The 12,810-nt window shown below is 53.0% G+C and carries 12 protein-coding genes; 9 read left to right on the top strand and 3 right to left on the bottom strand.

Going from position 1 to position 12,810, the window contains the following annotated elements:
• Positions 1–166 precede the first annotated feature (166 nt).
• Together CA13_RS19190 and CA13_RS19185 are read left to right on the top strand one after the other, a co-directional pair.
• Positions 167–1,480, top strand: coding sequence for a Gfo/Idh/MocA family protein (locus CA13_RS19190; protein ID WP_419194571.1), 1,314 nt, complete (start codon positions 167–169; stop codon positions 1,478–1,480).
• Between the two features lie 186 nt (positions 1,481–1,666).
• The gene (locus tag CA13_RS19185) at positions 1,667–3,115 is read left to right on the top strand and encodes an IS1380 family transposase (protein ID WP_146399087.1); all 1,449 of its coding nucleotides are present in this window, start codon (positions 1,667–1,669) and stop codon (positions 3,113–3,115) included.
• A gap of 176 nt (positions 3,116–3,291) precedes the next feature.
• Here CA13_RS19185 and proB read toward each other — a convergent pair whose 3' ends face one another.
• Positions 3,292–4,470, bottom strand: coding sequence for a glutamate 5-kinase (gene proB, locus CA13_RS19180; protein WP_146399334.1), 1,179 nt, complete (start codon positions 4,468–4,470; stop codon positions 3,292–3,294).
• A 190-nt stretch (positions 4,471–4,660) separates the two neighbouring features.
• Here proB and CA13_RS19175 point away from each other — a divergent pair, with 190 nt between their 5' ends.
• From CA13_RS19175 to CA13_RS19165, 3 genes are all read left to right on the top strand, one after another.
• A complete protein-coding gene (locus CA13_RS19175; RefSeq protein WP_146399332.1) occupies positions 4,661–6,274 on the top strand; it encodes an amidophosphoribosyltransferase in 1,614 nt (537 codons plus the stop codon).
• Positions 6,225–6,635, top strand: coding sequence for a hypothetical protein (locus CA13_RS19170; RefSeq protein ID WP_146399330.1), 411 nt, complete (start codon positions 6,225–6,227; stop codon positions 6,633–6,635). The genes CA13_RS19175 and CA13_RS19170 overlap by 50 nt, the downstream gene beginning before the upstream one ends.
• A gap of 262 nt (positions 6,636–6,897) precedes the next feature.
• The gene (locus tag CA13_RS19165; RefSeq protein ID WP_146399328.1) at positions 6,898–7,104 is read left to right on the top strand and encodes a hypothetical protein; all 207 of its coding nucleotides are present in this window, start codon (positions 6,898–6,900) and stop codon (positions 7,102–7,104) included.
• On the opposite strand, the gene ruvX is transcribed toward CA13_RS19165, so the two are convergent.
• Positions 7,101–7,613 (bottom strand): Holliday junction resolvase RuvX, encoded by a 513-nt coding sequence (gene ruvX, locus CA13_RS19160; protein ID WP_146399326.1) that lies wholly within the window; start codon positions 7,611–7,613, stop codon positions 7,101–7,103. The two genes, CA13_RS19165 and ruvX, sit on opposite strands and share 4 nt — an antisense overlap.
• 142 nt (positions 7,614–7,755) lie before the next feature.
• On the opposite strand from ruvX, the gene CA13_RS19155 reads away from it, so the two are divergent.
• The 3 genes from CA13_RS19155 to CA13_RS19145 are packed head-to-tail and all read left to right on the top strand — an operon-like array spanning position 7,756 to position 11,291.
• Positions 7,756–8,694 (top strand): ThuA domain-containing protein, encoded by a 939-nt coding sequence (locus tag CA13_RS19155; RefSeq protein ID WP_419194570.1) that lies wholly within the window; start codon positions 7,756–7,758, stop codon positions 8,692–8,694.
• A 42-nt stretch (positions 8,695–8,736) separates the two neighbouring features.
• Entirely contained in the window at positions 8,737–10,284 is a 1,548-nt protein-coding gene (locus CA13_RS19150; protein WP_146399322.1) for a glycosyl hydrolase family 28-related protein, read from the top strand.
• Positions 10,281–11,291 (top strand): DUF6807 domain-containing protein, encoded by a 1,011-nt coding sequence (locus CA13_RS19145; protein ID WP_419194569.1) that lies wholly within the window; start codon positions 10,281–10,283, stop codon positions 11,289–11,291. Before CA13_RS19150 ends, CA13_RS19145 begins: the two co-directional genes overlap by 4 nt.
• A gap of 30 nt (positions 11,292–11,321) precedes the next feature.
• Here the strand turns inward: CA13_RS19145 and CA13_RS19140 are convergent, their stop codons facing one another.
• Positions 11,322–11,810, bottom strand: coding sequence for a DUF4112 domain-containing protein (locus CA13_RS19140; RefSeq protein ID WP_146399318.1), 489 nt, complete (start codon positions 11,808–11,810; stop codon positions 11,322–11,324).
• Positions 11,811–12,118: 308 nt separating this feature from the next.
• Between CA13_RS19140 and CA13_RS19135 the strand changes: the two genes are divergently transcribed.
• A complete protein-coding gene (locus CA13_RS19135) occupies positions 12,119–12,778 on the top strand; it encodes a YqgE/AlgH family protein (protein ID WP_146399316.1) in 660 nt (219 codons plus the stop codon).
• Positions 12,779–12,810: the final 32 nt, after the last annotated feature.

Here is a 12,810-nt window from a genome sequence, read left to right as displayed (position 1 = left end):
GTTTGGTTTCTTCGCTGGCCCCGTTTGGTTTCTTCGCTGGCCCCGTTTGGTTTCTTCGCTGGCCCCGTTTGGTTTCTTCGGGGTTTGCAGGGATCCACCACAATCGAGCCGCGAAATAAGACTAAGATTAGAAAGATAACCGTCCAACCACCACGAGGTCCCTCGAATGCCCCCACTCCAAAACCTGACCCGACGCTCTTTCGTCAAATCCTCCGTAGCACTTGGTACCGCATCTGCCATTCCCACCATTGTGCCTGCGACCGCAGTTGGACGCGACGGCGCGACTCCGCCGAGTGAAAGGATCACGCTGGGCGTGATCGGTATCGGGCCACGTTGCACTTACGATCTGACCGCCATGCTGGGGCTTGCCGATGTACAGTGCATCGCGATTGCGGATGTGCAACAGAGCCGACGTGACGCCGGGAAGAAACTCGTTGACGGGCACTATGGCAATCCATCGTGCAAGTTGTACCGTGACTTTCGCGAGCTACTTGATCGCCAAGACGTTGACACAGTGATCGTGGCGACCGGCGACCGTTGGCACGCACCTGCTTCGATCATGGCGGCGCAGGCGGGCAAGGATGTTTACAGCGAAAAACCATGCGGGTTGACGATCGCCAAGTGTCAGCAATTGTCCGATACGATCAAAGAAACCGGCCGAGTGTTCCAGGCCGGTACTCAGCGACGAAGTGTGCCAAACTTTCAGCAAGCGGTCGAGTTGGCTCATACCGGAAAGCTCGGCAAACTGCATACGTTGTACGCAACCATTTACGAGCCAGGAGTCGAGACGACGTGGCTACCTAGTCAGCCGACTCCCGCGAAAGAGGTTTGTGATTGGAACCTGTGGCTCGGCCCTGCGCCGTGGCGCCCTTACAACGAAAAGTATGTGCAAGGTCGCTGGCGAGGTTACTACGACTTCGACTCTGGTGCAAAGCTGCTCGACTGGGGCGCTCACACGTTAGATTTGTGTCAATGGGCAAACCAAGCGGACGATACGATGCCGATCAAGTATGTCCCAGGCCAAAATGACATTACCTGTCATTATGCCAACGGCGTCAAATTGGTACTGGAATTCTTAAAGACTCCGTTTGGCGAGCGTCCCGGCTGGGTCCAAGAACTGGGTACATGCCCAGTGCGTTTTGTTGGCGACAAAGGGTCGGTGGAAACTGGCGATAGTGGCGGGATCGTGGCGAAGCCGGAGTCGCTGAATAAGCAATTGGCGCCGCAGACAAAGAAAGTTCGGGGGCTCGATGTTTCAGCACACGCTCGCGATTTCTTTGATTGTGTTAAAACGCGAGGACAGACTGCCGCCAATGCCATGGTGATGCGTCGATCCCATATCGCCTGTCATGCTGCGTCCCTATCGTGGCTGTTGGGTCGCACGTTGCAGATCGACCCGAAGACGGAACGATTCATTGACGACGACGAAGCGAATAGTCTGCAAAGTCGCCCCGAACGAGACCCTTGGGCCTATGCATAGTGTTGGGCCCCTGCGCTGACACTCCACACATATCATCCTCCGCGACAAACGATTGATGGCCTGGTTCGCGATGGCAACCAGTTCCCACCTAGCCCGGATTATTCACGAGGGTGCAAACAAAAAGGGCCTTTCTGACGTCTAAGTGTTTAGCTAACAAGCACTTTCGACAAACCAAAAAGGCCCCTCATGAGCTTACAGTCTGCGCAGCAATTTGTCTTCGGTTTTTTTCAGAATCGTCCCATCCAATTTGAGCAAGTCCAGGAGAAGCTATCCTCCGACGGCGGGCTGCTCGCCTTCTCTCAATTGGACCAGAAACTGCGCTGGACCGAGACCTTTACCCACCTGATTTCCGATCCACGCAGTGATCCTCAACACACCGCGCTCTCCATCGTGCGGCAACGCATCTTCGGTATCATCGCCGGCTACGAAGATCAAAACGACCATGACTCCCTCCGAAGCGATCCGATCTTTAAACTGATCGCTGAGCAGTCTCCCGACGACGATGACTTGGCTAGCCAACCGACCATTTCAAGGCTCGAGAACACAGTCACTGCGGGAAACCTCCTTCAAATGGAAGATTGGTTCATCGATCGCTTCGTCGAGTCTTTCGAGCGAGAGCCGACAGAAATCACGCTGGACATTGACACCTTCGACGATCCCGCTCATGGCAATCAGCAACTGGTTCTCTTTCACGGCTTCTACAACCAGTACCAATATCAAGTTCGCGCGATCACTTGTGCCGAGAATGATATGATCGTGTTACCAAGTCTGCTGTTCGGTTCGGCACATGCAAGCTTGGGTGCCGCCGATGATTTGCAGCGTGTAATCGAGAAGATTCGCAAGCGGTTTCCCCGTGTAATGATCCACGTTCGAGCCGATTCGGGTTTCGCAGTTCCCCATATGTACGAAACGTTGGAGCGATGCGACAAGGTTCTTTACAGCATCGGTTACCAAATGAATTCCCGTGTCAAACGCGAAAGCGACGAGCTTTTGCAGCAAAGCGTGGCGGCGTTTCAAGCGACCGGCGAGGGGCAAAGGAATTTTCTGCTAATTGATTACCAAGCCAGGACTTGGTCACAATCACGAAGCATCGTGATCAAGTGCGAGGTGAATTCTCAAGGCACCAATCGACGAGCCGTGGTCACTAATCGTCCAGGCGCAAACGTGTGTCCTGGGGGCGTTTACGAGGAATACTCCGATCGGGGCGAGAGCGAAAATCGCAACAAGGAACTCAAGTGCGAGCTGTGCTGTGATCGCTTAAGTGATCATCGCTACATGGCGAACTTGTTTCGAGTGATGATGCATTCTCTGGCGGCGAACCTCTTGGTTCGGCTTCGTGCCATTGCCGAAATCAAACCGACGATGGAGGAGCCTGGCTGCGACGAAATACCTCTAGAGGCACAGAGGCCGTCTGTGAAACGCCGCCATCACACTCGCCGTCGCCGTCGGGATCCACTTGGTAAAGGCCACGCCTGCACCTGGCGAACTCACGTGATCAAGGTGGCCTGTCGCGTGGTTTTCAGCACACGCCGAGTACGCGTGCAAATCTCTTCAAGTTGGCCGTGGGCCAACCATCTCCGACGAGTGGCCGAAGCGTTGGCAGGGTACCGTCCATCGCTTCTACCTACGGACTAAGTCAGCCAATCGGATGCAAAGTTTCAATGGGGGAAAGGGGGCCTTGCGCCTTGTCGGCGTTCAGCAGCCACGGTTACACCAACTCAACCCAATTCAGTTGCCAATCACCCCGCGAAGCAGCGGCCGTGAATAATCCGGGCTAGGCGGTGTGTATCTCCAATCCAACGGCCGCTGGGTTAAAACAAATCCGAGTCGTTGTTTCGGTTGAGCACTAGGTTGTTGCGATGAACAACGTTCTCGTAAGGACGGGTTCCGAGGATTTCTTCGATGTAGTCGCTTGATTGTCCCAAGATGCGGCTCACTTCGCTTGAGGGATAATTGCACAAACCTCGGGCGATTTCGTGACCACTCGGGTCGACCAACGATACCACCGACCCTCGCTTGAAGGTCCCCGTCACATCTGTGATTCCCACGGCTAATAGACTGCCTCCTTTTTGGAACACCGCTTTCGATGCTCCCTCATCTAAGTGCAATGTTCCAGCCACCGGAGCCGTACCACCAATCCAGCGGCGACGTCCTTTGATCGATCTTTCATGCGGCAGGAACAAAGTACCGATTGGTTCGCCCGCAAAAATCTTGTCCAACACAGTGTCGTCGTGACCAGGGCCGATGATGGCGGTATGACCATGCGAGGTTGCAATCGTGACTGCCTCTAGCTTACTGGCCATTCCTCCTGTGCTCATGCTGCCGGTGTGATCCTCGGCGAGTGCCAAGATCGACTCATCAAGTGTCTCGACAACATGAATCCGCTCGCTGGTGGGCAAATTTGGCGGGCCATCGTATAGCCCATCCACGTCCGACAGAATAATCATCAACGTATCATTCATTAAACCAGCAACATGGGCGGCAAGCCGATCATTGTCACCAAACGTCGTCATCAATTCGGCAACCGCGACCGAGTCGTTTTCGTTAATCACGGCAATCGCGCCGAATTCGTGAAGTTGGGTTAGAGCATTGCGAACGTGCAAATACCCACTGCGCCGACGCAAATCCATTGCCGTCAAAAGAACCTGAGCCGCATGACGACCGCCAGCCGAAAGTCCCAATTCGTAGGCTTGGATGAGCGAGGCTTGTCCAATCGCGGCACATGCTTGTAATTGAGCCAGACCGGATGGGCGGCTTATTAGCCCCAACTTTCCAACACCAGCCCCCACCGCCCCGCTACTAACCATGACAACTTGGCGTCCGGAGTCGGCGATGCGGCACAGTTGTGCGGAAAGCGAATTAATACGATGTTGATCCAAACTGCCATCTGGGGCGGTCAAAACGCTGGTTCCGACTTTCACCACCACACATCGAGATCGATCGATCGCTGCTTTGCGGTGCTGGATTAGAGAAGTGTCAGATTCGGCCATACAAAAATAAATCCATGAAACGAGTCAAAACGCTCGTTTTAATGAGAGTCGGTTACGGTTTTCTTGCTGTCTTCTAAAATAAACAGCGAAGACAAATTGTGGTGGGGAATCGACGACCTTGGAAGCCCCGCGTACATTTCATGCAGCCTTCTTCATCTCTTTGCATCCAAAAACCTGCGAACCATCTGATATGAGCGAACTGCATCACGAGTGTGGTGTTACGGCCATTTACCATCTTTCCGGCCGTGGCCGAAGCCCGATGTGTACCTCCGATGGCCCCCGACACATCTCGCGTCTGCTGCCCCGGATGCTGCTAGACATCCAAAACCGCGGCCAATTAGCAGCGGGCATGACCACTTATGACCCCGACCGACCGTCATTGCTCCGAACGCTCAAAGATGTCGGAACCGTCACCGAAGTATTCCGGCTGAACCACCGCGCCAAATGCGAATCGTTAATGCGACAGCTTGCCGGGCGTGCCGCAATCGGCCACGTCCGCTACGCGACGTGCGGCCAGGACGACCGAAGCTATGCCCAACCGTTCGAACGAATGCATATCCACAAACGGAAATGGTTTAGCTTCTGCTTCAACGGCCAATTAGCCAACTACGGGCTACTCAAAGAACGCCTTCTTGCCGATGGCGATCACCACTTAACGCTCGATACCGACACCGAGATCATTTTGCATGAGTTCGGACGCTTGCTTAGCCAGAGTCAAGAGCGAATTGATTGGATCGACGTATTGCGGAAAACCACGGCGGAATTCGATGGTGCCTACAGCATTGCAGTTCTGACGGCCGAGGGAGAAATGATCGTCGCCCGTGACCCGCTTGGGATCAAACCGATGTGTTACGTCAACGATGGGCCGCTGTTTGCCGCGGCAAGCGAAAGCGTTGCCCTGTTGAACCTCGGATTCTCAGACGAACAAATTAAATCGCTTCCACCAGGCCACGCGATCATCATCGATCCCGAAGAAGGCTTTCGGATGGAGCGGTTTTCAGACCCCCAAACCCCATCGCATTGCTTTTTTGAGTGGATTTACTTTGCGAATGTCGCCAGTACGCTCGATGACCGCAGCGTTTACTTAAGCCGAACGCATTTGGGCGAAGAATTGGCTCGAGCCGAACGAGAACTTGGCCACGTTCCGCTTGACGACGAAGACACGATCATCGTTCCCGTACCCGATACTAGCAAAGCCGCCGCCGATGCGATGGCGTACAAATTGTCAATTCCGTGCCGCGAAGGATTGATCCGAAATCGATACGCCGGCCGGACGTTCATCGAAGGTGGTCGAGCACGAAAAGCAAAAGCCGCCACGAAATACACCCCACTTCGCGAAGTCCTGGAAGGGAAGCGCGTCATTTTAGTCGAAGATTCGATCGTCCGGAGCACCACCATGAATGTGCTACTGGACCGAATCCGCGAAGTGGGCGGGGCGAAAGAAATCCACGTCCGCGTCGCTTGCCCGCCGATCGTTGCGCCCTGCTTCTACGGGATCGACATGAGCACAATCGACCAATTGATCGCGCCAAAATACTTCGGCGTTAGCGGCGAATTGACGGACGAATCTCAACAGAAACTCGCCGACGATCTCGGAGCCGACACGCTGCGATACTTACCAGTCAGTGCGATTGCACGTGCGATCGGGTTGTCGGAAGATCATTTATGCCGAGCTTGTGTGACGGGAACCTACCCCACCGCTTGTGGGCAACATTTGTATCAAATCGCGTTGGATAATCGCGGCAGTAAGATTGATGCAAAACGAACCTATGAACAACTCGCTGCGGCGATGCAGCAAACTTGAGGTGGATTCGATGCAACCCTTCCACGTATATCTGTACGGCCCCAGCCAAGGGCCGATTGCGACGAGTTTTGAAGACGCCGCCGACCGTTTAGAGCAGGAACCTCGACTCCATTTCGAGCCTGATGGATCGTTCGTCTGGTCCCTCGATGCCAAAGAGCAGATCTACGGCATGCTTTATGACGCCCAGCAGCAACTTCAATATGTTGACTTGCAAGGGCATTGCCGGCTGGAAATCTGGCAACGGTTAATTGTCGCAATCGCGGGTGAATCTGCCGACAAATGTGAGGTCATGGTAATTCCGAGCAGGGAATTGAAAGACTTACAAGCCTTCGAGCGTTCCAAATGGGGACCTTTGGACTGAGCCACAGCGGCCCACATTCTTCTTCCTTCTGGTTTTTCCCCCGTAAATCATGGAAAAACCGTCACAAACGCGGCTTTCTTGCGAACTTTCCAGGAAATACGCCAGTCCAAATGGCATGTTTGGCACGCTGATTGCACCCTTTTAGACTTCGTCAACGGCGATGTTCGCCGAAATGACAACAAACAGCTCGCTAGGATGTTTTGGTTGCGCGAAAAAGCCAATCAAAGGCGAATTAAAAACCTTATCAGGAGGGATTCACCCGATGTTAACTGCTACTTTCAAAGAAAACGTCTCGGAATCGGCAACGATGGTTCAAAATGAGACTTGCGTATCAGACCTTGAGGTTTCTCGTCGCGTGATGGCGATCCGCTCGAAGTGGAGCGTTGCCGAACGTATCCGTCGCCGCCGCGAAGCTGAAAAGCGATTTGGCGATTTAATCGACGCGTTGGCTTGTAGCGAAGCGGCCTAACCAAGTCCCTCGCCACCTTCGGGTGGTGAGTCGACTGGTTCACCCGCAATTTCGCCACGATATCGGCATGCTTCGATAAAGGATTCTAGCAGCACAAAGGCTGCGACAGCGTCCATGCGTTTCTTCTTCTTGCTTCGAGTGTAGCCTGCTCCGGCCATGCGGTTTTTTGCGTCGGCCGTTGTGAATCGCTCGTCGAATAGCCGCACCGGCACTGCGGTCTCTTTCATCAACCACTGCGCGAATTCTCGGCACTGCTTGCTCTTCTCACTCTCTCCGCCATCCAAATGGATCGGTAATCCGACGACAAAGCCGACAACTCTCTCGGATTCCGTTAATCGACGGTAATAGCCACCGTCTTGTTGCCAATCGGTCGCTGGATGAACCTCGTACGGACTGGCCAAAATCCGGTCAGGGTCGCATATCGCGATCCCGATTCTTACGCTGCCGAAATCGACAGCCGCAATCCGGCCCGAGGTAGGAAAGTCGTTAGCAGCAAGTTCTTCACTCATAACCGTGTTTGAATCGAAGAAGCGAGAAAACGCAAGCGGCGGCCCTCTTTATTAACACTCGTTCTATGTATAATCGGGCTTCCTACCCTAAACCTCGGCGTTCCCGTCGACGCGATTTCCTACCTCCACCATGGATACTCCCATGCAAAAACTACTCTGTTTCGTTTTGCTACTTGCAGCTTTCCCCGTGACATCTTTTGCAGATGGCAAAACCGACGCCTGGGAACAGAAAAAAGCGAAAACCTTTAAGCCGATCACCGTTGAACAACAAAAGGCGATTGCTCAGGCCGCGCCAGCAAAAACGGCGGTCGAGCCGAAACAGCCTCGACGCGTTCTGGTTTTCTATCGCTGCGAGGGCTTTGTCCATTCCTCGATTCCTCACTGCAATTTAGCAATAGAACAACTCGGAAAAAAATCGGGAGCGTTCGAGGTCGACTTGGCCGACACATATGACGTGTTTACGGAAGAAAATCTGAAAAAGTACGACGCGATTCTGCTGAACAACACAACTCGGTTGCGTTTTGATTCTCCTGCGCAAGCAAACGCGATCATGGACTTCGTCGCCAATGGCAAAGGAATCGTTGGTATTCATGCCGCTAGCGACAACTTTGACATGTACCCCCAATGCCGCGATTTGATTGGCGGTATTTTCGCAGGACACCCTTGGGGTGCCGGTGGCACATGGGCATTCAAGCTCGACGACCCTGACCACGTCTTAAATCAAGCGTTTGAAGGCAACGGTTTTTGGCATCAGGATGAAATCTATCAATACAACCCCGAAACTTACCAAGGCCCAAAAGTGCTTCGGCTGTTGGTCAGTTTGGACATGTCCAAGGACGAAGTTTCCGGACGGATTAACGATGGCCCTCGCGAAGTCGCAGTGTCTTGGCTACGAACAGCTGGCGAAGGACGGTTGTTCTACACAAACTTTGGACACCGTGAAGAAACCTTTGCCAATCCCAAGATGCTTAAGCACATGCTAGACGGGATCCAATATGCACTTGGCGACTTACCAGCCGATGCAACGCCTACTGCGACGTCTTCGCAAAAGCAGCCCGCCCTCGCCCCTGCGAAACCGTAATCACTGCCACGACACCGAAATTCGCCCACGAAAAGGCTCGCTATGTGTTCATGGTTAGGTCGTTGGACTCTATTGGTGCTGCTATTGGTTTGCTCGATGCATTCGGTTGCATTTGGCAATGACAAGGACCGCAAACCCGTTCATTCCCAGCTATGGGGACAAACGGGCGAGCAATGGACACCCACCAGCCGGCTGCCCGATTTTTCGTACGCCGGCTACCATCGTGGCGAGCGTCCCTTGCCAAACACCAAGGCAGACGTGTCGGTAAAGGAATTCGGAGCCGTCGGTGACGGAAAATCGGATGACTCCGAAGCGTTTCAAAAAGCGATCGACGCTTCGGGTGGCAAAACGATTGCTGTTCCGCCCGGTGCGTATGTCATCACAAAAATGCTTTCGGTGAAACAATCATCGACCGTGTTACAAGGTGCCGGACCGGACCGGTCAATTTTGCGATTCGTTACGCCACTCAACGACATCAAACCCAATTGGGGAGCAACGACGACGGGCAGACGAACGAGCAACTATTCGTGGTCCGGAGGCTTCATTGCGGTATCCGGTTCGTTTCCGAGAAAGAAACTCGCCGAAGTGACGAAAGCAACGAAACGCGGTGATACGTCGCTAATCGTTTCAAGCGTGAAGCAGTTGAACGTAGGTGATTCTCTAAGGCTAACACTATCGGAAACCCACGACCAATCTTTGGCTAAGTATCTCTACAGCAATGATTCGGGGAAAATCGATAAGCTTGGCAATCGTGCATCCGTTACGTTTGTCGCTCGCGTGACCGCAATCGAAAAAGAGCTCAACAAAATCACGTTGGATCGTCCACTTCGTACGGACATTCAATTGCGTTGGAAACCAACAATCTATTCAGCAAGAAGTAGCGTCGAAGAAGCGGGCATCGAAGGGCTCGGTTTCGAGTTTCCACCCATTCCGTACGAAGGCCATTTTACCGAACTTGGTTTTAACGCGATTGCTCTAAGCGGAACGCGAAACTGTTGGCTACGAAACCTGCGAATTTTGAACGCGGATAGTGGAATATTCTTGCACGGTATCAACACAACCGCCGAAAATATCGTGTTCGAATCGCAACGTAAAGTCGAACCAAAGCGGAAAGCAACTGGACATCACGGTGTCACCCTCGGCGGACAAGACAATCTGCTAACGTCCTTTGATTTCCGAACGCGTTTCATGCATGACATCACCGTTACGCGAGGGTCGGCGGGCAATGTGGCTGCGAGTGGCCGTGGCATCGACCTCTGTTTTGACCACCATTGTCATGCCCCGCACGCCAATTTGTTCACATCCATCGATCTTGGAAAAGGGTCTCGCATGTTCCAATCAGGCGGAGGCGCGGCGCTTGGACGACACGCGGCATCGTGGACAACTTTTTGGGGTATTCAATCGGCGAAGCTACAATCATGGCCAAAAGATTGGGGACCGGACCAAATGAATATGGTTGGTGTCAAATCAACAGAACCGGCATCCGTCGGACAAGGCCGTTGGATCGAACCGATCAACCCGCAAGAACTAACACCAATGAATCTCTATCAAGCCCAATTGGAACGACGATTGGCGAAGGAATCGAAATGACACTGCGTCACCTATTGGCTCTAACAGCGTTTGCAGCAGCCACCTCGCTTGCGGCAGCCACGTCGGCTCGATGCGACGATAACGTACAACAATCGCTCGCAATCGAAACCAATTACGCTTGGAAAACAAACGACGGATCCGTTGCTCTGTTGGCACAAAAAACTCCGACGCAAAAAGACGAAATTGTTTGGCAGTTTCATTTTGGTGACACACTCACCAAACCATACTTTCACCCGCTTAACCTACCCGGTGGCAACACGCTGACATGGGCTTCACCCGACGATCACCCTTGGCACTACGGGCTTTGGTTTTCATGGAAATTCATCAACGGCGTGAACTATTGGGAAGAAGATCGAGCGACCGGAAAAAGCAATGGAACGACCGATTGGAACGATGTGCGTGTGCAACTCGACAGCGACCATTCTGCTCGTTTTGAAATGGATTTGACGTACCATGTTCCTGATCAAGCACCCGTACTGACCGAGCACCGAACCATTGAAATAGCACCGCCCAATTCGCTTGACGATTACACCATCGATTGGACGGCGACGTTCAAGTCATCAGCCGATGGGGTTGTCCTAGACCGGACTCCTTTGCCCGATCAACCCGGCGGTAAAGCCTACGGTGGCTACGCAGGTTTGTCGGTGCGTTTAGCACGCGATGCGGCCTTATTCAAAGCAAACGATAGCGAGGGGCACATTCAAGAACAACAGTCGCGCCATCGTTTTCGCGCTGATGCAGTCGACTATGCCGGATCGATCGGCGATTCGTCCGGTGGTATCGCGATCCTTTCTCACCCCGCGAATCTCAATTCACCGAGTCACTGGTACGTGATCCGCGATACGTCTGGCCCAATGACTTACTTTAGCCCCGCAGTGATTCAAGATGCACCACGTACTTTGGCCAAGAACGAATCATTCACGCTGCGATATCGCATCATCGTTCACTCGGGCCGTTTTGATGCTGCTGGCTTGAAAGAAATTTCGAGCGAATTTTCTCAAAAGTAGTCAACATTTCCATGTTTCTATCCGCCGCTTCTATCCACCGAAAATCGATCGGTAGATTGAACGGAGCAGCCAAGCGATTACCGCTAATAAAACGACGATCACCACCAGCACCAATCCGATCACCGGCCAAACGCTGCCGGTATGCTCGCCTTCGTCATAGTACTCTCGCATCAATTCCAAGTTGCGATAGTTGGCTTTGTAGAACAGGTCGAACACATTTCCAAGAACCGGAACAGCACCGACGATTGTATCCACCAGGACGTTCAAAAGCATGCGAACGACCAACCGTCCACTGGCCCCCTTCTTTGCCATCGTCGCGATTAAGAGACCGGATAACCCCATGCTCACAACATCGCCAAGACCGGGAATCAGCCCCATGATAAAATCGGCGCCGAAACGAACGCGCGTCCCTGGGATGCGAAAGTGGGTATCGAGCAACCGGCTAAAACTGTCGACCCATTTTAATTCAGGCGACGAATCCCGCTGATCCGGTGTCAAAACCGGCAAGTCCTCTTTCATTTTCCTCAAGGAATCTACCGCCGTTGGTTATGAGGTCACGTTCTGGGGAACCTTTTGCCTATTTTTGAGCCCGGCTCTTGAACCCAGCGCCATGGACACAATCTGCATCGAAACCCAAATCATTCTCTCACCTTTCGGCCGGGCGACGACCACCCTATCCGTCATTTTATTTGGCCGCCTGAGGTTTTGATCCCTACAATTCAAAACGCAGGTCACCTTTGGCGCGCCGCTTGCCTCTTTATAGATGCGAGGAAACGCAACTGTCATTTTGGCAGCTGCTTAATTCCTTCTTATTTGAGTGATTTGACATGGAAACCTTAACGGGAAATTTACTGGTAGCCTCGTCGCTAATGGACGATCCCGTGTTAGCACGCGGCGTCTGTTTGCTAGTCCATGATGACGAGGAAGCCGTGATCGGAGTCATGCTAAACCGCCCAATGCTGCCAAATCCAAAGGCATTAATGTCGATGCTCAGCCATCTTAGTGGGCAATTGGATGACGATGAAGCAAGTCCGTCGAGTGATTCGACGGAAAACCGGCTTGGAAGTGTGACAAAGAGCCAACATCACAGTTTTTCGCCGATGCCCGATCAGTATTCCCCAGCGGGATTGGTCCACTTTGGCGGGCCTCTGAGTGGTCCAATTGTTGCGATTCATCAATTGAGCGAATACGCCGAAGCAGAAACCGGCCATGGAATCTATGTTGCTGCCCAAAAACAGCATCTCGAAGGTTTGGTCAAGAAACAACCAGGGCCTTACCGATTGATCATTGGGCATCTAGGATGGGAGCCGGCACGGCTTCAAGGTGAAATGGACGCGGGACTGTGGCATCTCGTTCCAGCAACGGCCGAGGCGGTTTTTGAAAACTCCGACCAAATGTGGCCAAGACTGATTCGACGAGCCACATCGCGGTCCGTCGCACGATGGGTCGGCATCGAAGATCAAGCCGGCTCTGCGGAACTAAACTGAAAACCAACCTCACAACCAACACAGAGACACCA

Source organism: Novipirellula herctigrandis (genome assembly GCA_007859835.1).
Taxonomy (GTDB): domain Bacteria; phylum Planctomycetota; class Planctomycetia; order Pirellulales; family Pirellulaceae; genus Novipirellula_A; species Novipirellula_A herctigrandis.
The sequence above is the reverse complement of the archived record's forward strand: the minus strand, read 5'-3'. Positions and strand labels throughout refer to the sequence as shown.

Bases quoted from the DNA above. Each gene is read 5' to 3' on its own strand.
- CA13_RS19190 (WP_419194571.1), top strand. From the start codon at position 167: ATGCCCCCACTCCAAAACCTGACCCGACGCTCTTTCGTCAAATCCTCC.
- CA13_RS19185 (WP_146399087.1), top strand. From the start codon at position 1,667: ATGAGCTTACAGTCTGCGCAGCAATTTGTCTTCGGTTTTTTTCAGAAT.
- proB (WP_146399334.1), bottom strand. From the start codon at position 4,470: ATGGCCGAATCTGACACTTCTCTAATCCAGCACCGCAAAGCAGCGATC.
- CA13_RS19175 (WP_146399332.1), top strand. From the start codon at position 4,661: ATGAGCGAACTGCATCACGAGTGTGGTGTTACGGCCATTTACCATCTT.
- CA13_RS19170 (WP_146399330.1), top strand. From the start codon at position 6,225: ATGCAAAACGAACCTATGAACAACTCGCTGCGGCGATGCAGCAAACTT.
- CA13_RS19165 (WP_146399328.1), top strand. From the start codon at position 6,898: ATGTTAACTGCTACTTTCAAAGAAAACGTCTCGGAATCGGCAACGATG.
- ruvX (WP_146399326.1), bottom strand. From the start codon at position 7,613: ATGAGTGAAGAACTTGCTGCTAACGACTTTCCTACCTCGGGCCGGATT.
- CA13_RS19155 (WP_419194570.1), top strand. From the start codon at position 7,756: ATGCAAAAACTACTCTGTTTCGTTTTGCTACTTGCAGCTTTCCCCGTG.
- CA13_RS19150 (WP_146399322.1), top strand. From the start codon at position 8,737: ATGTGTTCATGGTTAGGTCGTTGGACTCTATTGGTGCTGCTATTGGTT.
- CA13_RS19145 (WP_419194569.1), top strand. From the start codon at position 10,281: ATGACACTGCGTCACCTATTGGCTCTAACAGCGTTTGCAGCAGCCACC.
- CA13_RS19140 (WP_146399318.1), bottom strand. From the start codon at position 11,810: ATGAAAGAGGACTTGCCGGTTTTGACACCGGATCAGCGGGATTCGTCG.
- CA13_RS19135 (WP_146399316.1), top strand. From the start codon at position 12,119: ATGGAAACCTTAACGGGAAATTTACTGGTAGCCTCGTCGCTAATGGAC.